This window comes from Streptomyces sp. NBC_01508, from assembly GCF_045040315.1.
Classification (GTDB): domain Bacteria; phylum Actinomycetota; class Actinomycetes; order Streptomycetales; family Streptomycetaceae; genus Streptomyces.
The window spans coordinates 4,332,498-4,350,547 of sequence record NZ_CP109419.1; the positions used below are offsets into that span (position 1 = coordinate 4,332,498).

General features: G+C 70.6%; 16 protein-coding genes. 5 read left to right on the forward strand and 11 right to left on the reverse strand.

What is annotated here, in order from left to right:
• Positions 1 to 6 precede the first annotated feature (6 nt).
• Together OG700_RS20050 and OG700_RS20055 are read right to left on the reverse strand one after the other, a co-directional pair.
• A complete protein-coding gene (locus OG700_RS20050) occupies positions 7 to 1,869 on the reverse strand; it encodes an SDR family oxidoreductase (protein ID WP_405615469.1) in 1,863 nt (620 codons plus the stop codon).
• On the reverse strand, positions 1,869 to 2,717 hold the full coding sequence (locus tag OG700_RS20055) for a M24 family metallopeptidase (RefSeq protein WP_405615471.1): 849 nt from the start codon (positions 2,715 to 2,717) through the stop codon (positions 1,869 to 1,871). The genes OG700_RS20050 and OG700_RS20055 overlap by 1 nt, the downstream gene beginning before the upstream one ends.
• 297 nt (positions 2,718 to 3,014) lie before the next feature.
• Between OG700_RS20055 and OG700_RS20060 the strand changes: the two genes are divergently transcribed.
• The 5 genes from OG700_RS20060 to OG700_RS20080 all read left to right on the forward strand — a co-directional run bounded on the left by OG700_RS20060 (position 3,015) and on the right by OG700_RS20080 (position 7,596).
• The gene (locus OG700_RS20060; protein ID WP_405615473.1) at positions 3,015 to 4,082 is read left to right on the forward strand and encodes an ABC transporter ATP-binding protein; all 1,068 of its coding nucleotides are present in this window, start codon (positions 3,015 to 3,017) and stop codon (positions 4,080 to 4,082) included.
• Complete coding sequence (locus OG700_RS20065) at positions 4,072 to 4,953, forward strand: ABC transporter permease (RefSeq protein WP_405615475.1); 882 nt, start codon at positions 4,072 to 4,074, stop codon at positions 4,951 to 4,953. The genes OG700_RS20060 and OG700_RS20065 overlap by 11 nt, the downstream gene beginning before the upstream one ends.
• Entirely contained in the window at positions 4,950 to 5,861 is a 912-nt protein-coding gene (locus OG700_RS20070; protein ID WP_405615477.1) for an ABC transporter ATP-binding protein, read from the forward strand. The genes OG700_RS20065 and OG700_RS20070 overlap by 4 nt, the downstream gene beginning before the upstream one ends.
• A 25-nt stretch (positions 5,862 to 5,886) precedes the next feature.
• The gene (locus OG700_RS20075) at positions 5,887 to 6,606 is read left to right on the forward strand and encodes an ABC transporter permease (protein WP_405615479.1); all 720 of its coding nucleotides are present in this window, start codon (positions 5,887 to 5,889) and stop codon (positions 6,604 to 6,606) included.
• A gap of 294 nt (positions 6,607 to 6,900) precedes the next feature.
• A complete protein-coding gene (locus OG700_RS20080; RefSeq protein ID WP_405615481.1) occupies positions 6,901 to 7,596 on the forward strand; it encodes a hypothetical protein in 696 nt (231 codons plus the stop codon).
• A gap of 307 nt (positions 7,597 to 7,903) precedes the next feature.
• Here OG700_RS20080 and OG700_RS20085 read toward each other — a convergent pair whose 3' ends face one another.
• From OG700_RS20085 to OG700_RS20125, 9 genes are all read right to left on the reverse strand, one after another.
• On the reverse strand, positions 7,904 to 8,737 hold the full coding sequence (locus OG700_RS20085) for an HAD family hydrolase (RefSeq protein WP_405615483.1): 834 nt from the start codon (positions 8,735 to 8,737) through the stop codon (positions 7,904 to 7,906).
• Positions 8,734 to 10,023 carry a serine--tRNA ligase gene (gene serS, locus OG700_RS20090; RefSeq protein ID WP_405615485.1) on the reverse strand — a complete coding sequence of 430 codons (1,290 nt, stop codon included), beginning with the start codon at positions 10,021 to 10,023 and terminating at the stop codon, positions 8,734 to 8,736. The genes OG700_RS20085 and serS overlap by 4 nt, the downstream gene beginning before the upstream one ends.
• A gap of 565 nt (positions 10,024 to 10,588) precedes the next feature.
• Positions 10,589 to 11,524: a prephenate dehydratase gene (gene pheA / locus OG700_RS20095; protein ID WP_405615488.1), complete on the reverse strand. Its 936-nt coding sequence runs from the start codon at positions 11,522 to 11,524 to the stop codon at positions 10,589 to 10,591.
• Positions 11,525 to 11,694: 170 nt separating this feature from the next.
• Positions 11,695 to 13,005 carry an iron uptake transporter deferrochelatase/peroxidase subunit gene (gene efeB / locus OG700_RS20100; protein WP_405615490.1) on the reverse strand — a complete coding sequence of 437 codons (1,311 nt, stop codon included), beginning with the start codon at positions 13,003 to 13,005 and terminating at the stop codon, positions 11,695 to 11,697.
• A gap of 4 nt (positions 13,006 to 13,009) precedes the next feature.
• A complete protein-coding gene (locus OG700_RS20105; protein WP_405615493.1) occupies positions 13,010 to 14,992 on the reverse strand; it encodes a copper resistance CopC/CopD family protein in 1,983 nt (660 codons plus the stop codon).
• Between the two features lie 13 nt (positions 14,993 to 15,005).
• Complete coding sequence (locus OG700_RS20110) at positions 15,006 to 15,461, reverse strand: copper chaperone PCu(A)C (protein ID WP_405615495.1); 456 nt, start codon at positions 15,459 to 15,461, stop codon at positions 15,006 to 15,008.
• On the reverse strand, positions 15,458 to 16,117 hold the full coding sequence (locus tag OG700_RS20115) for an SCO family protein (protein WP_405615497.1): 660 nt from the start codon (positions 16,115 to 16,117) through the stop codon (positions 15,458 to 15,460). Before OG700_RS20115 ends, OG700_RS20110 begins: the two co-directional genes overlap by 4 nt.
• 67 nt (positions 16,118 to 16,184) lie before the next feature.
• Positions 16,185 to 17,045 carry a YcnI family protein gene (locus tag OG700_RS20120; RefSeq protein ID WP_405615499.1) on the reverse strand — a complete coding sequence of 287 codons (861 nt, stop codon included), beginning with the start codon at positions 17,043 to 17,045 and terminating at the stop codon, positions 16,185 to 16,187.
• A gap of 107 nt (positions 17,046 to 17,152) precedes the next feature.
• Positions 17,153 to 18,019: a hypothetical protein gene (locus OG700_RS20125; RefSeq protein WP_405615501.1), complete on the reverse strand. Its 867-nt coding sequence runs from the start codon at positions 18,017 to 18,019 to the stop codon at positions 17,153 to 17,155.
• Between the last annotated feature and the right edge of the window lie 31 nt (positions 18,020 to 18,050).

Here is an 18,050-nt window from a genome sequence, read left to right on the forward strand (position 1 = left end):
TCACGTTCACAGCGGCGGCTCCAGACGGGCGATCGCGCGCAGCGTCCTGGGCGCGAAACGGGACAGCAGCCGGGCTCCCCGGGCCTCCGGAGTGACCGCCACGACGGCCTCGTCGCGGACGACGGCCCGCAGGATCGCGTCGGCTACCTTCTCCGGCGGGTAGTTGCGCAGCCCGTACAGCCGGGAGCTTCTCTTCCGCCGCCGTATCTCCTCCCGCGCCGAGACTCCCGTGAACCGCGCGGTGGCCGTGATGTTGGTGTTCACGAAGCCGGGGCAGATGGCGCTGACCCCGATGCCCTGTCCGGCCAGCTCCGCGCGCAGGCACTCGCTGAGCATCAGCACCGCCGCCTTGGACGTGCTGTAGGCGGGCAGCGCCCGCGACGGCTGATAGGCCGCCGCCGACGCGGTGTTGACGATGTGCCCGCCCTGGCCGCGCGCCGCCATCTGCCCGCCGAAGATCCGGCAGCCGTGGATGACGCCCCAGAGATTGACGTCCAGGACCTTCTTCCAGTCCTCGCTCGTGGTGTCCAGGAACGATCCCGAGAGCCCGATTCCCGCGTTGTTCACCAGGACGTCGACCGTGCCGTACTCGGTGGCGACCTTCTCGGCCAGCTTCTCCATCGCCTCCTCGTCACTGACGTCGACGGTCTCGGCCCACGCCTGCGGCGCGCCGATCAGCCGGGCCATCTCGGCGGTCCTGGCGGCCCCTTCGGCGTCCAGGTCGACCGCGACGACGCGGGCGCCCGACTCGGCGAACGCGAACGCGGTGGCCCGCCCGATACCGCTCGCCGCGCCGGTCACCAGCACGAGCTGCCCGCCGAACCGCTCCCCGTAGGGGCCGCTCGCCACCAGCTCCCGCGCCCGGCTCTCCCGGCGCGCCTTGCCGGCCGGGCCGGCCACCGCCGCGCCGTCGGCCCCGCTCTCCGGCCCGGGCCCGGGTTCGTGGGCCATGACGAACTCGGTGATCCAGGAGGCCAGTTGATCCGGTCGCGTGCGCGGCACCCAGTGTTTGGCGGGGAGCGTACGGCGCACCAGCCGCGGCACCCACTGCTCCAGGTCGTCGTAGAGCCGCTCGGAGAGGAAGGCGTCCCCGGTCGGGGTGATCAGCTGGACGGGAGCGTGCGCGTGGGCGTCGGCGCGCGGGCGGCGCAGCCGGGCGCGGATGTTGTCCCGGTAGAGCCAGGCGCCGTGCGCGGCGTCGTCCGGCAGCGAGGCGGTCGGATAGCCGTCGGCCGCTTCCGCGCTTCTCGACGGCACCTTCTCGAACCGCTCAAGGAGCTTCGGCCACCGCCGACCGAGCGGCCCGCGCCACGCGAGTTCGGGCAGGACCGGTGTGTGCAGCATGTACACATACCAGGACTTGGCGCCCTGGCCCAGGAGTTGGCCCACCGCCCGCGGGGTGGGCCGCGACATCCGCCGTTTGATCCAGTGCCCGAAGTGGTCCAGCGACGGCCCCGACATGGAGGTGAAGGAGGCGATGCGGCCCGACGTGCGCCGTACGGTCACGAACTCCCAGCCCTGCACGGACCCCCAGTCGTGCCCCACCAGATGGACCGGCCGGTGCGGGCTCATCGCGTCGGCGACCGCCAGGAAGTCGTCCGTCAGCTTCTCCAGGGTGAAGCCGCCGCGCAGCGGCTCGGGCGCCGTCGACCCGCCGTGCCCCCGCACGTCGTACAGCACCACATGGAACTGGTCGGCGAGCCGCTCCGCGACCTGGGACCAGACCTCCTTGCTGTCCGGATAGCCGTGCACGAGCAGGACCGTCGGCCGCGCCGGGTCACCCAACTCGGCCACGCACAGCTCGATCCCGCCCGTGCGCACCCGGCGCTCACGCGCCCCGGCCGGCCCCGGAACTGACTGAATCGACATCACGCTCCCTCCGCCCAACGCCGCACATGCGGCAGATCGTTATCCAGCCAGAACGCGCTCTGAGCCGGATCCTTGGAGTCGGTGACCACCAGGATCTCCTCGAACTTGGCGCCCGTGCCCCGGAATCCGAGGTGCGGCTCGACCGCCCACAGCCCCGGTCTCGGCGGGTGGTCGGAGAATTCGTACGGGCTCCACAGCGGCGACCAGCCGTCCCGGTGCCCGTGCAGCGCGTCGCTCGCCAGGCCCTTGAGCGCCTGCGTGCCGAACCCGAGGACATGAGGCGACCAGCGCCGGTCCTTCACCCGGCCGATCTTGTGGGCGATCACACCGAAGGGGTACGCCCGGTGTCTGTTCTCGTATCCCTGCCGCACCATCAGCCGGTCCACGTCCTCGTAGATCTCCCGCAGCGGACGCCGCTCGCGCACCTCGCGCAGCAACAGGTCGCGGTGGGCCCGAAGATCGGCGAGCAGCTTGTCGTGCAGCGGGTGGGGGCCGGGGCCGAGACAGCCCGAGTAGCCGACATCGGCGGTGAAACCCCGGTGGACCGGCGCCATGTCGAGGATGAACGGCATGCCCTCCGCCAGCCTGCGGTTGGTGGGGAAGAACTGGAGCGGGATCCGGAACCCCGTGAAGGCCGTCCGGTCCCCGAACCAGGCGAAGGGCAGATGGAACCAGTCGCGCACCCCGCGCGCCCGCAGCCAGTCGCGCTGCATCCGCGCCGCCTCGCGCTCCGTGACACCCGGCCGCAGGCGCGCGGCCACCGCCTCCGCGCACTCGTACGCCAGCCGCTGCACGGATCTGAATCCCCGCAGCTCGGCGGCCTGTTCACCCGTCACCGCTGAAGCCATGCCACCCACCCCTCGTGCCGTGTGCGGTACGTGTTCGTAACTTGACACTGATGAATGTGACAATGTCCGGCGGCTACGTCAAGGGCCCCGTCAAGCCTGTGGACAACCTCAGCGACGGTGGTCGTTCCCCGGCCCGATTCCCGCCGGTCCCCGGCCCGCCCCTGAACCTTCGGCCCGGCTCCCGACGCTACTTTTGACGCTGCCCTTACGGGTCCGTACGCCTCAAGACGGACCCTGAGACAGCCGCCAGGGCTGACGTCCGCTGTGGTGTGCGCCACTACCGTCGTTCACGTGACTGTGATCGCTACTGAAGGCCTGAGTAAGCGGTTCCCCCGGGTAACCGCGCTTGACCGGCTCTCCTTGGACATCGGACCGGGTGTGACCGGTCTGGTGGGTGCCAACGGAGCCGGCAAGTCCACCATGATCAAGATCCTGCTGGGTCTGTCCCCCGCCACGGAAGGCCGGGCCGCCGTGCTCGGGTTCGACGTCGCCACCAGCGGCGCCGCCATCCGCGAGAGCGTCGGATACATGCCCGAGCACGACTGCCTGCCGCCCGACGTCTCGGCGACCGAACTCGTCGTCCACATGGCGCGCATGTCCGGACTCCCCCCGACCGCCGCCCGTGAACGCACCGCCGACACGCTGCGCCACGTCGGCCTGTACGAGGAGCGGTACCGCCCCATCGGCGGCTACTCGACCGGTATGAAGCAGCGCGTCAAACTCGCGCAGGCGCTGGTCCACGACCCCAAACTCGTCCTCCTCGACGAGCCGACGAACGGTCTCGACCCCGTCGGCCGCGACGAGATGCTCAATCTGATCCGCCGCGTGTACACGGAGTTCGGCATCTCCGTCCTCGTGACCTCGCACCTCCTCGGCGAGCTCGAACGCACCTGTGACCACGTCGTCGTCATCGACGGCGGCAAGCTGCTGCGCTCCAGCTCCACGAGTGACTTCACGCAGACGACGGCGACGCTCGCCGTCGAGGTCACCGACACCGACACCCACCCGGACGGCACCCGTGCCCTGCGCGAAGCCCTCACCGCGGCCGGACTCGCGCTCCACGTGGGCGAGGAGGACGGGCTGCCGGGCGCCGGCCACATCCTGCTGATCGAGGCGACGGGCGAGGAGACGTACGACGTCGTACGCGACACCGTCGCCGAACTCGGCCTCGGCCTCGTACGGATGGAACAGCGCCGCCACCACATCGCGGAGGTCTTCCGCGCGAAGGACGCCGCGAAGGACGCCGCGTCGGCGGCCACCGGCGCGCCGACCGTACCGGCGCCGACCGGCACCGCCCAGACCGGCACCACGCCGACCGGCGCGGATCTCGCACTTCAGAAGGGAGGCGGCAGCGATGAGCACTGACCTCACCCAGATCCACAACATCGGCTACCGCAACTACGACGGCCCGCGGCTCGGCCGCGCCTACGCCCGCCGCTCCCTCTACTCCCAGTCCCTGCGCGGCTCCTACGGCCTCGGCCGCTCCGGCAAGTCCAAGATCCTGCCGATGATCCTTTTCGCCGCGATGTGCCTGCCCGCGGCGATCATGGTCGCCTTCGCCGTCTCCACCAACCTCAAGACCCTGCCGGTGCCCTACACCCAGTACGCGATCTTCACCCAGGCCGTCATCGCGCTCTTCCTGGCCGCCCAGGCGCCCCAGTCCGTCTCCCGCGACCTGCGGTTCAAGACGGTGCCGCTGTACTTCTCACGCCCCATCGAGCGCGTCGACTACGTCGTCGCCAAGTACGGCGCGATGGCCTCCGCCCTCTTCGTCCTGACCGCCGCGCCACTCCTGGTCCTCTACATCGGCTCGCTGCTCGCCAAGATGGACTTCGTCGACCAGACCAAGGGCTTCGGCCAGGGACTCGTCTCCATCGGCCTGCTGTCACTGCTCTTCGGCGGACTCGGCCTGGTGACGGCCGCCCTCACCCCGCGCCGCGGGTTCGGCGTCGCCGCCGTGATCGCCACGCTGACCATCACCTACGGCGCCGTCTCCACCGTCCAGGCGATCGCCTACGGGACCGGTTCGGACAGCGCCGTCCAGTGGCTCGGTCTCTTCTCGCCCATCACGCTCATCGACGGCGTACAGACCGCGTTCCTCGGTGCCAAGTCGTCGTTCCCCGGCGAGGTGGGCCCCTCGGCCGGTGTCGGCGTCGTCTATCTGCTGGTCGTCCTCGCGCTCGTCCTCGGCTCGTACGCCGTCCTCATGCGCCGTTACCGGAAGGTCGGGCTGTGACCACCATCAACATCGAGCACGCGTCGCGCTGGTTCGGCAACGTGGTCGCCGTCAACGACGTGACGATGACCGTCGGCCCCGGCGTCACCGGACTGCTCGGACCCAACGGCGCGGGCAAGTCCACCCTCATCAACATGATGGCCGGGTTCCTGGCCCCCTCCAACGGAAGCGTCACCCTCGACGGCGACAAGATCTGGCGCAACGAGTCCGTCTACCGAAAGATCGGCATCGTCCCCGAGCGGGAAGGGATGTACGACTTCCTCACCGGGCTCGACTTCGTCGTCGCCAACGCCGAACTGCACGGCCTCGGTAAGAAGGAGGCCCACAAGGCGCTCGCCACCGTCGAGATGGAGTACGCGCAGGACCGCAAGATCGCGACGTACAGCAAGGGCATGCGGCAGCGCGTGAAGATGGCGTCCGCGCTCGTCCACGAACCGTCCGTGCTCCTGCTCGACGAGCCCTTCAACGGCATGGACCCGCGCCAGCGCATGCAACTGATGGACCTGCTGCGGCAGATGGGCGACTCCGGGCGCACCGTCCTGTTCTCCTCGCACATCCTTGAGGAGGTCGAGCAACTCGCCGCGCACATCGAGGTGATCGTCGCCGGCCGGCACGCCGCGTCCGGCGACTTCCGCAAGATCCGCCGGCTGATGACCGACCGGCCGCACCGCTATCTCGTACGGTCCAGCGACGACCGCGTCCTGGCCGCCGCGCTGATCGCCGACCCGTCGACGGCCGGTATCGAGGTCGACGTCACCGAGGGCGCGCTGCGCATCCAGGCCGTCGACTTCGGGCGCTTCACCGAGCTGCTGCCGAGGGTCGCCCGTGAGCACTCCGTCCGGCTGCTCTCCGTCTCGCCGTCCGACGAATCCCTCGAATCGGTCTTCTCGTACCTCGTAACGGCCTGAGCGGCCTGAAGGAGCTGTGACGTCCATGTACCACCCCACAGTCGCCCGGCTCACCTACCGGGCCCTGCTCGGCCGGCGCCGGGCCGCCGTCCTCTTCATCCTGCCGGCGCTGCTGATCCTCATCGCCGTGGCCGTGCGGGCCTTCGAAGGCGTGGACGACCAGACCGCCTCGGACATCCTTGGCGGCTTCGCCCTCGCCACCATGATCCCGCTGATCGGCGTGATCGCCGGAACGGGCGCCATCGGCCCGGAGATCGACGACGGATCGATCGTCTACCTGCTCGCGAAGCCGGTGCCACGCTCGACCATCATCTTCACCAAGCTGATCGTCGCGATCTCCGTGACCATGGCGTTCTCCGCGATCCCCACCTTCATCGCCGGATACATCCTCAACGGCAACGGCCAGCAGATCGCGGTGTCCTACACGATCGCCGCGCTCGTCGCCTCCATCGCCTACAGCGCGCTGTTCCTGCTGCTCGGCACGGTCAGCCGGCACGCGGTCGTCATCGGCCTCGTCTACGCGCTGGTGTGGGAGACGCTCTTCGGCAGCCTGATCGCGGGCGCACGCACGCTCAGTGTCCAGCAGTGGTCCCTGGCGGTCGCCGAGAGGACCGCCGGTGACGGCATGATCACCTCGGACGTCGGACTGCCGCTGGCGGTCGTGCTGCTGGCCGGCGTGACGATCGTCGCGACCTGGTACGCGGGTCAGAAGCTGCGCACGCTGACGCTCGCGGGCGAGGAGTGAGGAGGTCCCTCCATGGTGTACCTGAGGACATGAGGACATGAGTGCGCGCGGCGCCGCGACCCCCGCCCGGTGGGCGGGGGTCGCCGCGTAACTGTACGTTTATCGGCTCGTTGTTCCGCGTGCGTGGAGGCAACTGGATTCCGTGACGTCGAGCGTTCGTGAAACTGGGGATTGCCGGTGCCGGATCGAAAGCCGCACCGGTCATTGAGTGAGTAGCCACCGTGAGCCGACCTCCGCCCCTGAAGCCCGGGGAGAGGGCCGACCATCATCGGTTCACGATTGGAAGGCACACCCATGCCATCGGAAGTCGCCTTGCTTGAGTCACGCACCATGCGTGCCGAGCATCTGGGGCGCGTCGACGCGCTCGACAAGGTGAAGGCTCTGGTCATGCTCCCGGACGGTACGCATGTGCGTACCGAGGACACGGCCCGGTACTTCGAAGTATCCACAGACGTCATCAGGCAGTTGACCGCACGGCACCGCGCCGAACTCGCGGAGAGCGGCATGCACGTGCTGCGAGGCCCTGACCTGCGGCGATTTCATAGTGACATGGTGTCACTATGGGGCGCGGGCAAGGGTGAAAGTTATCCACAGGCGGTCACCCAGCTCACGCTCTATCCCCGCCGCGCCGTCCTCAACATCGCGATACTCCTCCGCGACAGCGACATCGCGCGGTGTGTCCGTACGTACCTTCTCGACGCCGAGGAGGGCTGGCGTGAGGGGTACGCCTCCCTCGACCGGCGCGTCACCGACGTGGAGTCCTGCCTCGGCCGGGTCGGGGTGGCGCTCCAGGAGCTGGGGCCGGTGCTGAACCGGATGTCGTACCGGCTGGACAGTCTCGACCGGCGGCTCGACGCCACCAACCAGGTGGTCGCCGCGATCAGCAACCGGCTGTGCGAGATGTCCGACCGTATCGACCGGGTGGACGCCAAGGTGGATCATGTCGCCCAGCAGGTGGGGGAGTTGAGGCGCGGCCGTAAGCGCCGCTGATCGGTCTCCCGGCCGACAGGCCGGTTCGCGTCCGTCCCGCCGTCACGCGGTGGGACGGACGTGGACCCGTACGGATAATCGGTGGCGTGCCGCGGTGCGCCGGGGGCACAGTGGTGGGGTCAGGTACCACTGGACCGGGAGAGGAGCGCGGCGATGACCGGTAATCCGAGTCCGTCGGGTTCCCGACAGGGCAGTCCCGACCCGGCACCGGAGTAACCACTTCCACTCCGTGCGGCCGACGGTGACCCGCCCGAGGGGGCGGTCGCTTCGAGCGCGCGTTCACGCGCGGACCGCCCCCTTCCCACTCTCACTGCCGCTGAAGCAGCCTCTCCAGCACCACGGCGATCCCGTCGTCGTCGTTCGACGCGGTGATCTCGTCCGCCACGGCCTTCAGGCCCTCGTGCGCGTTGGCCATCGCCACGCCGTGCCGCGCCCAGCCGAACATCGGGATGTCGTTGGGCATGTCGCCGAACGCGATCGTGTCCGCCGCCGTCACACCGAGCCGCCGCGCGGCCAGCGAGAGCCCCGTCGCCTTGCTCAGACCCAGCGGCAGGATCTCCACCACGCCCGGCCCCGCCATCACCACGGCGACCATGCCGCCGACCGTCTCCTGCGCGACCCGCGCCAGCGCGTCGTCGCTCAGCTCCGGATGCTGTATGTAGACCTTGTTGATCGGCGCGGTCCACATCTCGGCGGGATCGTCGAGGAACAGCGCGGGCAACGGACCTTCCTGCACCTGGTAGTTGGGCCCGATCAGGACGTCGCCGTCGAGACCGTCACGGCTCGCGGCGAGTGCCAGCGGGCCGACCTCCGCCTCGATCTTCGACAGCGCGAGGACGGCCACCTGCCGGTCCAGCGTCACCGACGTCAGCAGTCTGTGCTCACCGGCGTGGTAAACCTGCGCGCCCTGGCCACATACCGCCAGCCCCTCGTACCCGAGATCGTCGAGGATGGCCCGCGTCCACGGCACGGCCCGCCCGGTGACGATGATGTGCGCGGCGCCCGCCGCGGTGACGGCGGCGAGCGCGTCGCGCGTACGCGCGGAGACCACGTGGTCCTCACGCAGCAGCGTGCCGTCGAGGTCGGTCGCGACGAGCTTGTACGGGAAGGCGGAAGCGGGGACAGGGGCGGCGGAGCTCACTTGGCGATCGGCTCCAGCGTCTCGCGCCCGCCCAGATACGGACGGAGCACCTCCGGCACCCAGACCGAACCGTCGGCCCGCTGGTGGTTCTCCAGCAGTGCCACGATCGTGCGCGGTACGGCGCAGAGCGTGCCGTTCAGCGTCGCGAGCGGCCTCACCTTCTGCTTGCCGTCCTTGGTCTCACGCATCCGTACGGAGAGCCGACGTGCCTGGAAACCGTCGCAGTTGGAGGCGGACGTCAGCTCGCGGTACTTGCCCTGCGCCGGGATCCACGCCTCGCAGTCGAACTTGCGCGAGGCCGAGGCCCCCAGGTCGCCCGTGGCCACGTCGATGACCTGGAAGGGCAGCCCGAGGCCGGTCAACCACTGCTTCTCCCACTCCAGCAACCGCGTGTGCTCGGCCTCGGCGTCCGCCGGGTCGACGTACGAGAACATCTCGACCTTGTCGAACTGGTGCACTCGGAAGATGCCCCGGGTGTCCTTGCCGTACGTGCCCGCCTCACGGCGGAAGCACGGCGAGAACCCCGCGTACCGCAGGGGCAGCTTGTCGGCGTCGATGATCTCGTCCATGTGGTATGCGGCGAGCGGCACCTCCGACGTACCGACCAGGTAGTAGTCGTCCTTCTCCAGGTGGTACACGTTCTCGGCGGCCTGGCCCAGGAAGCCGGTGCCCTCCATCGCACGCGGGCGCACCAGCGCGGGGGTCAGCATCGGGACGAAGCCGGCGTCCGTCGCCTGCGCGATCGCCGCGTTGACCAGGGCGAGTTCGAGGAGGGCGCCGACGCCCGTCAGGTAGTAGAAGCGCGAGCCGGAGACCTTCGCGCCGCGCTCCATGTCGATGGCGCCGAGCGCCTCGCCGAGCTCCAGGTGGTCCTTGGGCTCGAAGCCCTCGGCGGCGAAGTCGCGCGGGGTGCCGACCGTCTCCAGGACGACGAAGTCCTCCTCGCCGCCCACGGGCACGTCCGGGTGCACGATGTTGCCCAGCTGGAGGAGCAGCCGCCTGGCCTCCTCGTCGGCCTCGTGCTGCGCCGCGTCGGCGCTCTTCACGGCCGCGGACAGCTCCCGGGTGCGGGTCAGCAGTTCGGTCTTCTCGTCGCCGGTGGCCTTGGGTACGAGCTTGCCGAGCGTCTTCTGCTCGGAGCGCAGCTCGTCGAAGCGGACGCCGGACGCCCTGCGCCGCTCGTCGGCGGAGAGCAGGGCGTCGACGACGGCGACATCCTCTCCACGGGCGCGCTGCGAGGCGCGGACACGGTCGGGGTCGTCTCGGAGCAGGCGAAGGTCAATCACCCCACCAGGCTACCGGTGCGCGCTTCCGCCACCCCACCCCATATTTCAGCGTGTAGCGCTTTGTCTGAATTGCCGCAATTGGGGAGAGTGGGGAATGCGTGAAAGGGAAGAGGCGTCCCCGTCAATAATGGGCGGCCAATTCCCCGGAAAGGGGCATCGGTGGTGTTCCGTTGACTCATTTCCCTTGCGGCGTGCGGCACTTGGGCCGGCGTTGTCCACAGAGGCGGGTTGGTTCGGAAAGTTATCCACAGGCTGTGTGGGGGATCTGTGGATCGAGAGCGACGTCACGGTGAAAGCCCCTGTGGGGGTAGGAGGATTCCCCCATAAACCCGCTTCTCGCCCTCATATGGGTGGGGCTTGGTCCCTCTAACGAGTTGATCAATGGAATTGGGATGACACGGGCCACCTGGTGCCCTGTGGACGGAAGTGTGGCGACTGGGGTGATTTGTCGACCATGTCGGCCGACACTGTCGACTTGTCCCCAGGCCGACCGACTGCCCTGTGGATAACTCTGGGGACAACGGCCGCCCCACCGCCACGGCCGCACCCACCACCGCCCCTCGGCTCAGATCCGGCCGTCCTGGCTACGGGCCAGCCAGTCGGCGGCGTCCATGAACTCCGCGTCCGACGTCCCCGCGCGCAGCCGCCGTACGTCCTCCGGAGCCACCCCGGCCCTCGGGTACGACCCCAGGAACCGCACCTTCGGGCTGATCCGCTTCAGCCCCATCAGAGCCTCGCCCACGCGCCGGTCCGCGATATGGCCCTCGGCGTCCACGGCGAAGCAGTAGTTACCGATGCCCGCGCCGGTCGGCCGCGACTGGATGAGCATCAGGTTCACCCCGCGTACGGCGAACTCCTGGAGCAGTTCGAGCAGCGCGCCGGGACGGTCGTCCCCGAGCCAGACCACGACCGACGTCTTGTCCGCGCCGGTCGGCGCCGACGGGCGCGCGGGCCTGCCCACCAGGACGAAGCGGGTCTCCGCGTTCTCGGCGTCGTGGATCTCGGTGACCAGGGCTTCGAGCCCGTACGTGACCGCCGCGAACTCACCCGCGAAGGCGGCGTCGAACCGGCCCTCCTGGACCAGCCGCGCGCCGTCCGCGTTCGACGCGGCCGACTCCCACAGCGCGTTCGGGAGATTGGCCCGCAGCCAGTTGCGCACCTGCGGCTGCGCCACCGGATGACCGGTCACCGTCTTGATGTCCGACAGCGCCGTCCCCGGCCTGACGAGGAGCGCGAAGGCGATCGGCAGTACCACCTCGCGGTAGATCATCAGGGGCTCGCCCGAGGCGAGTTCGTCGAGGGTCGCGGTGACGCCGCCCTCCACCGAGTTCTCGATCGGTACGAGGGCGGCCGCCGCGTCCCCGTGCCGTACGGCATCGAGGGCCGCGGGCACCGAGACCATCGGGACCAGCTCCCGAGTGGCGGCTTCCGGAAGGGTACGGAGGGCGGCTTCGGTGAAGGTGCCCTCGGGGCCGAGGTATGTGTAGCGCGTGGCCGACATGTGGTCACTTTAGTCCGATCGGCGGACGGCTCAGGACCCCTGCACCGGCCCCCTCCCCAAGCCCCCGCCCTCAAACCCGCCCTCAAGCCCGGCCTCAAGCCCGGCCTCAAGCCCGGCCTCAAGCCCGGCCTCAAGCCCGGCCCTCGGGCACTGCCCCCCAGGACCCGCGCTCAGGACTCCAGCAGCCGCTGGCCCACGTACTCGCCCTCCCGCGCCCCGCCCGGCACCGCGTACAGGCCGCTCGCCTCGTGCCGGACGAACGCCGACAGCGCGTCCCCCCGGTCGAGCTTGCGCTGCACCGGCACGAAGCCCCTCAGCGGATCGGCCTGCCAGCAGATGAACAGCAGCCCCGCGTCGGGGGTGCCGTCCGCCGCTATTCCGTCGTGGAAGGAGAAGGGGCGGCGCAGCATCGCGGCCCCGCCGTTCGCCTCCGGCGCCGAGATCCGGGCGTGCGCGTTGTCCGGGATGACGAGCGTGCCGTCCGGGCCGGTCTTGTCGAGGTCGAGCGCGGTGGTCTCGGTGCCGCCGGTGAGCGGGGCGCCGTCGGACTTGCGGCGGCCGATGACCAGCTCCTGGCGGTCGGCAGGCAGGGCGTCCCAGTCGTCGAGCAGCATCCGGATCCGGCGTACGACGGCGTACGAGCCGCCCGCCATCCAGTCCGGCGTCCCGGCCGGCGGCTTCGCCGGGACGAAGATCCGCCGGTCGAAGTCGGGCTCCGACGGCTTGGGGTTGTTGGTGCCGTCGACCTGGCCCATCAGATTGCGCGCCGTCATCGGGCGGGCGGTGGCGCCGGGCGAACGGTTGAAGCCGTTCATCTGCCACCGCACGTGCGCCGCGTCGCCCGCCTCCTTAAGGAGGGCGCGCAGCGCGTGGAAGGCGACGAGTGCGTCGTCCGAGCCGACCTGCACCCACAGATCGCCGTCGCTGCGGCGGGCGTCGAGCTGGTCCGAGGAGAAGGCCGGCAGCGGGTCGAGCGCCGACGGGCGCCGGGCGGCCAGCTTCGTACGGTCGAAGAAGGACCGGCCGAAGCCGAAGGTGACCGTCAGCGCGGAAGGCCCCGCGTCCAGCGCGACGCCCGTGTCGCGCTCCCCGGCCGGTTCGCCCGCCATGAGCCGTCGCGCGGTCTGTGACCAGCGGCGCAGCAGCGCGGCGGCCTCGCGGCGCCCGGCGCCAGGCGCGAGGTCGAGGGCGACCAGATGGCCGCGGGCCTGCATCGGGGTGGTGATGCCGGCCTGGTGGGCGCCGTGGAAGGCGACGGTGGCCGAGCCGACCGTGCTGAGCGCGGTCGCCGCGCCGGGGCGGGTGGCGGCGTACGTGGCGCTTCCGCCGGCCGCCCCGGCGACGAGCCCGGCGGCGCCTGCCGCACCGGCCGTACCGATCAGCCGCCGTCGCGAGATCGCGGGTGCGGCCGCTTCCGCGTCTGCGCTGGTGTCACTGCCGGTGTCGCTGCCGGTGTCGTCGGTCGTGCGGGTGTCACTCACGGGGTCAGCCGATCTTCACGTTCTTCTCGATGGTCGTCTGGTCGATGTCCGAGGTCCGCACGGTCACCTGAAGATGCCAGTCGCCGGGCATCGGGATCTGTACGTCGCTCGCGCTCCAGTGTCCCGGTGCGAGGTGCTCGGGCACGACGGGGAGCGGGCCGATCTGCTGGGACTTCAGGGTGTACGCGACCTTCACCTCGGGCACGTCCATCGGCTTGCCGGCCGGGCTGTCGATCCAGATGTGCATGAGGTTGGTGCCGGAGCGGGCCGGGTCGAGGGTGAGCCGCAGGGTGCCCTTGCCGTTCGCGCCGCCGGTGTCGAAGGGCTCGGTGAGGCTGACGGGGCGGGCGGGCGCCGGCGCGGCGGCCTGGGAGCCGGACGGGCCGGCCTCCTTCTCCTGCGTACGTCCCGGCTCGGTGCCCGTCAGCGCGGTCGTGACGGCGAGCACCACGAGGGCGACGCACGCCTCGGTCAGTACGGAGCGGCGGAGCCCGGACCGCTCGGGGTCGGCGTCGCGGGTCCGCTTCTTGCGGGCCGTGGCCAACGCGGTCCGCTGGCGGGCGAGTTGAGCGGCGCGTTCGGAATCGGGCTCGTCCCCCTCCTTGGCCTCCCCGGAATCCCCGGCCTCCGCCTCCGATGCGACTTCCGATTCGGCTTCGGGTTCGGCTTCCGTATCGGTCGTCGCCCGCTCACCGAGCAGCCCCGTCCAGCGCCGCGAGAACCAGGCGGCGCAGAGCAGTACGGCGATCAGCCCGACCTTGACCAGCAGGAGCTGTCCGTAGGACGTATCGGTCAGCGCCGACCAGGAGCCGACCTGCCGCCATGACTGGTAGAGCCCGGTCGCGGCGAGGACGACGACGCTGGCGAAGGCGATCCGGGAGAAGCGCCGCACGGCGGCGCGTTCGATGCCCGGCGTCCGGTAGAGGGCGATCAGCAGCGACACGAGGCCGCCGAGCCAGGTGGCCACGGCCAGCAGGTGCAGGACGTCGAGCGGCATGGCGAGGCCGGTCTGGATCCCGGTCGACGCGTGCTCGGACAGCGCCCACGTCCCGGCGATGCCGGCGGCGACGACCGCGCCGCCCAGGCTCAGCCCGAAGGTGAGGTCGGCCTTCGCCTTCCCCGCGTCGCCCCCGTCTGTTCCGGCTTCCGTTCCCGCTTCCGCTTCTGTCACGCGCTTCGCGTACGCGCCGAACAGCACCGCTATGAACAGCGCCGCCGCGCCGAGCAGCAGCAGCCGCGAGACGAGCGCGGCCCCCGTCTTGGTGTCCAGTACGTCCGTCAGCCCGCCGAGGTCGAACGCGTCGCCCAGCTTGCCGGACCCGGTGTAAGGAGTCCGCAGTAGTAGAAGGACGAGCGTCGCCGCGGTCAGGGTGACCCAGCCGCCGACGACGAGCCGTTGCAACGGCCGTACGGCCGCGCCGCGCTGCCAGCAGGCGAGCACGAAGGCCGCCCCGCCGACGAGCAGCACGAACCCGCCGTACGAGAGGTAGCGCACCGTGTCGTACAGCGTGCCGACCAGTCCGCCGCCGGCCTCCTGGCCGGACACGGTGGCCGTGGTCTTCGACGGCGCCCCGACGGAGAAGGTGAACGCGCCGGACACGGGGTGGCTGTCGGTGGAGACCGCCTGCCAGGCGACGGTGTACGTGCCGTCCGGCAGTCCGGGCTTCAGGTCGACGGCGTAACGGACGGTGCCGCCGTCGCTCAGGTCGCGCGTCTTCGCGACGTCGACGCGCTTGCTGCTCGGGTCCAGGACCCGGATGGAGTTGTCGCCCATGGCGATCTGTTCGGAGAAGGTGAGCGTGATGTCCTTGGGAGCGACCTCGACCACCGCCCCGTCCTTCGGATCGCTCCCGGTCAGCGCGGCGTGCGCCGACGCCGTACCGGAGAGCGCGCCGAAGAGGCCGGCGATGAGCACGGCGGTGACGAACAGCAGCCGTACGGGCCGTATGAGCCGCGACTGCCGTATACGGGGGGCGGTGGCCGTCATATGGGTCAGTCCCTCAGTGCCGCGTGGGGTTGTAGGAGGCCGCCTTCACAGGAAGGTCGACCTTCATCGGGCCCGTCTTGTCGAAGCGCAGTTCCACGGTGACCCGCTGGCCTTCTTCGAGCTCTTTCTTCAGCCCCATGAACATCAGGTGATTGCCGCCCCGGTCCAGGGTCAGCTCGCCTTCGGCCGGGATGTCGAAGGAGTCCACCTGCCGCATCTTCTGGTCCTTGGTCTCGTGGATCGTGATGTCGTCCGAGATGTCGCTGGTGACGGACGTGAGCTTGTCCGCCGTGTCGCCGCTGTTGGTGACGGTGAAGAAGCCGGACGCCATGTCGCCGACGGGCCGCGGGATGAAAGCCCCGCTGACCTTCAACTGAGGCTCGTCCGTGGCCGCGCACCCGGCCAGCGCCGCCAGCAGCGCCGCCGCCGTCGCCCCGGCGACCGTGAGCCGGCCGCCGCGCCCCCTCACGGGGTCTCGCCCTTGATGAGCTTCGGCAGGTCCTTCGTGTAGTCGTCGGCCGTCGTGTCCTCGCCGTACAGGACGTAACCGCCGTCCGTCTTCGGCGAGAACGCGATGACCTGGGCCCCGTGCATGGAGACGACGCTGCCGTCCTTCTCCTTCGTCGCCGGCTCGATGCCGATGCCGACCTGGCGCGCGCCGGCCTGAATGGTCGGGAAGTCGCCGGTGAGGCCGACGAAGGACGGGTCGCCCGCGCTCGGCAGCCACTTGGCGAGCTCGGCGGAGGTGTCCCGCTCGGGGTCGGTGGTGATGAACACGACCTGGAGTCTGTCCTGGTCGGCCTTGGGGAGCGCCTTGCGGGCGATGGCGATGTTGCTCATCGTCAGCGGGCAGACGTCGGGGCAGTGCGTGTAGCCGAAGTAGACCAGCGTCGGCTTGCCCTTGGTCTCCTCACGGAAGTCGTACGTCTTGCCCTCGGTGTCCTTGAGGACGAGGTCCGGCTTCTCGAAGGGCTTGTCGAGCACGGTCGCGGCCTTGGTCATCGGCTGCGTGGAGACGTCGGCCACGGGCTTCGCCGCGTTGTCGTCGCCACTTCCGCAGGCGGACAGGGTGAGTGCCGCCACGGCCGTGAGTGCGGCGGCGGTGAGGACGGTCTTCTTGCGCATGGAGGTAGTTCCCATTGGTGGAGTACGGGCGGGGGCGCGGGTCCGGCGGCGGACCCGCGCCCGATGATCAGGCGGCCGGGGTGGCCGGGGTGGCCGGAGTGCTGGTGGACGAGGTACGGCGGCGGCCGGCCAGGACGCCGAAGGCCACACCGGCGGCGCCGATGACGATGCCGGCGATGCCCAGGCCTCGCGCCGTGCCGTCGCTGCCGCCGGACGAGGCGGCGCTCCCGGTGCCGCCGCTCTCGCCCTCGTCCGAGGCGTGGTGGGCGGCCCCGTCCTTGGCGTCGTCGTCCTTGGCACCGGCCGCCGCGCCGTGGCCGTCCGCGGTGGCGGCGGTCAGCGCCAGCACCGGCGCCGGGCTCTCGGGCTCGGCGCCCCCGGTCGGCGCGTCGATCCAGCGCACGACGTCCTTGTCGTCGTACGTCTGGAGGGTCTTGAACACCAACTGGTCCGCGTCCTCGGGCAGTTGGCCGATGGAGAGCGGGAACTGCTGGAAGTAGCCGGGCGCGACCGATGCGTCACCCGTGGCCGTCCAGGTGACCTTCGAGACGGCCTCGGTGATCTGCTTGCCGTGCATCTCGATCGGCTTGTCGAGCTTGCTCTTGGTGACGACGATCTTCCAGCCGGGCACGGCCTGCGGCGACACCGACGCCAGCGGGTGTTCGGCCGGGAAGTTCACTTCGAGCTTGACGGTCGACGCGTCGTCGCGCTCGTTCGGCACCTTGAAGTTGACCGTCGCGTAACCGCCCTTGGCGGCTTCGCCGACCGGCTGCACGCCGACGTGCGCGAGGGCGGGACCGGCGAACAGCACGACGGCGGACGCGGCGACGCCGCCGACGACCGCCACGCGTCGCGCGGTGCGGTTACGACCGGTGGTGGACGGCCGCGAGACGCCGCGACGAGACGTGTTCGTACGAGAGGCGTTCATGACAGGAGACACTCCACGAGGTGGGGGAGACGGTGAGCCGCACGCGGATACGCGACGGCATCGCGACGCCACTGCCTTCCGTACTACGTACGGGGAGTGTCGTCGCGTCAGGCGGCGAGAGCGAATACGGCCGGCGGGCCGCGCCTGATCACCGAATGCTGGAGCGTCTCCCCCGTGCGCGACGGCGGAGCGTCGGGGCGCGGGGCAGGCTGGTCGAGGTGCCCGGGGGCGGGCGTGACCGGCAGGCCCGAGCGCAGGGCCCGTACGAGACCGAGTGCGGCCCGCAGCGCCCGCAGCCGCGCGTTGTCGGCGACGGCTTCACCGAAGCCGTCGCCGAGGCCGTGGGCCGAGAGCGCGGCGAGCCGGCCGAGCGCGAGGTCGCCGCGGCGCATCAGCCAGCCGGTCGCGAGGGCGGCCAGCAGATGCGCGAGGAACATGGGCAGGTTGGGCAGCTCGGGCAGCAGCCCGGCGGCCCCGCCAGTACCACCGGCCGTCACCTGGGCGGCCGTTTCGGCGGACGCACCGTGCGGGTGACCGCCCTGCGCGAGCCCGCCGGAGACCCCGGAGACCGTGGCGGGGTCGATCCCGGCGCCGCTCACGATGCGGTGCGCGTCCCCGGGGCTCAGCGACGCCGGACCGGCCCCGCAGATCAGCTTCGCCGCCATGCGTATCAGTACGTCGTCGGCGCTGCCGCGCATCGTGAGATGGTGCTGGCTCATCCCGAACAGGACGTGCAGCGCGAGCTGGCCGCCCGTCAGCGCGAGTGCGATGGCGGGCAGGGAACGGGCGCGTCCCGCGAGCGGCGCGGCCACGGCGAACACCCCGGCGAAACCGACGACGAGCGTCCACCAGGGGACGGCCTGACAGGCCGCGAGCACATGTCCTGTCGCGGACAGCACGACACAGACCGCGGTGAACACCGCGGCCCTCAGGAGCCGCAGACCGGCTCCGGCGTGTGCGACACGATCAGGCATGGCCGGGTCATCATCGCACTGAGGTCGGCGG

Excerpts from the sequence above, each read along its gene's own strand:
- OG700_RS20050 (WP_405615469.1), bottom strand. The coding sequence starts at position 1,869 with ATGTCGATTCAGTCAGTTCCGGGGCCGGCCGGGGCGCGTGAGCGCCGG.
- OG700_RS20055 (WP_405615471.1), bottom strand. The coding sequence starts at position 2,717 with ATGGCTTCAGCGGTGACGGGTGAACAGGCCGCCGAGCTGCGGGGATTC.
- OG700_RS20065 (WP_405615475.1), top strand. The coding sequence starts at position 4,072 with ATGAGCACTGACCTCACCCAGATCCACAACATCGGCTACCGCAACTAC.
- OG700_RS20075 (WP_405615479.1), top strand. The coding sequence starts at position 5,887 with ATGTACCACCCCACAGTCGCCCGGCTCACCTACCGGGCCCTGCTCGGC.
- OG700_RS20080 (WP_405615481.1), top strand. The coding sequence starts at position 6,901 with ATGCCATCGGAAGTCGCCTTGCTTGAGTCACGCACCATGCGTGCCGAG.
- pheA (WP_405615488.1), bottom strand. The coding sequence starts at position 11,524 with ATGTCGGCCACGCGCTACACATACCTCGGCCCCGAGGGCACCTTCACC.
- OG700_RS20105 (WP_405615493.1), bottom strand. The coding sequence starts at position 14,992 with ATGACGGCCACCGCCCCCCGTATACGGCAGTCGCGGCTCATACGGCCC.
- OG700_RS20115 (WP_405615497.1), bottom strand. The coding sequence starts at position 16,117 with ATGCGCAAGAAGACCGTCCTCACCGCCGCCGCACTCACGGCCGTGGCG.
- OG700_RS20120 (WP_405615499.1), bottom strand. The coding sequence starts at position 17,045 with ATGAACGCCTCTCGTACGAACACGTCTCGTCGCGGCGTCTCGCGGCCG.
- OG700_RS20125 (WP_405615501.1), bottom strand. The coding sequence starts at position 18,019 with ATGCCTGATCGTGTCGCACACGCCGGAGCCGGTCTGCGGCTCCTGAGG.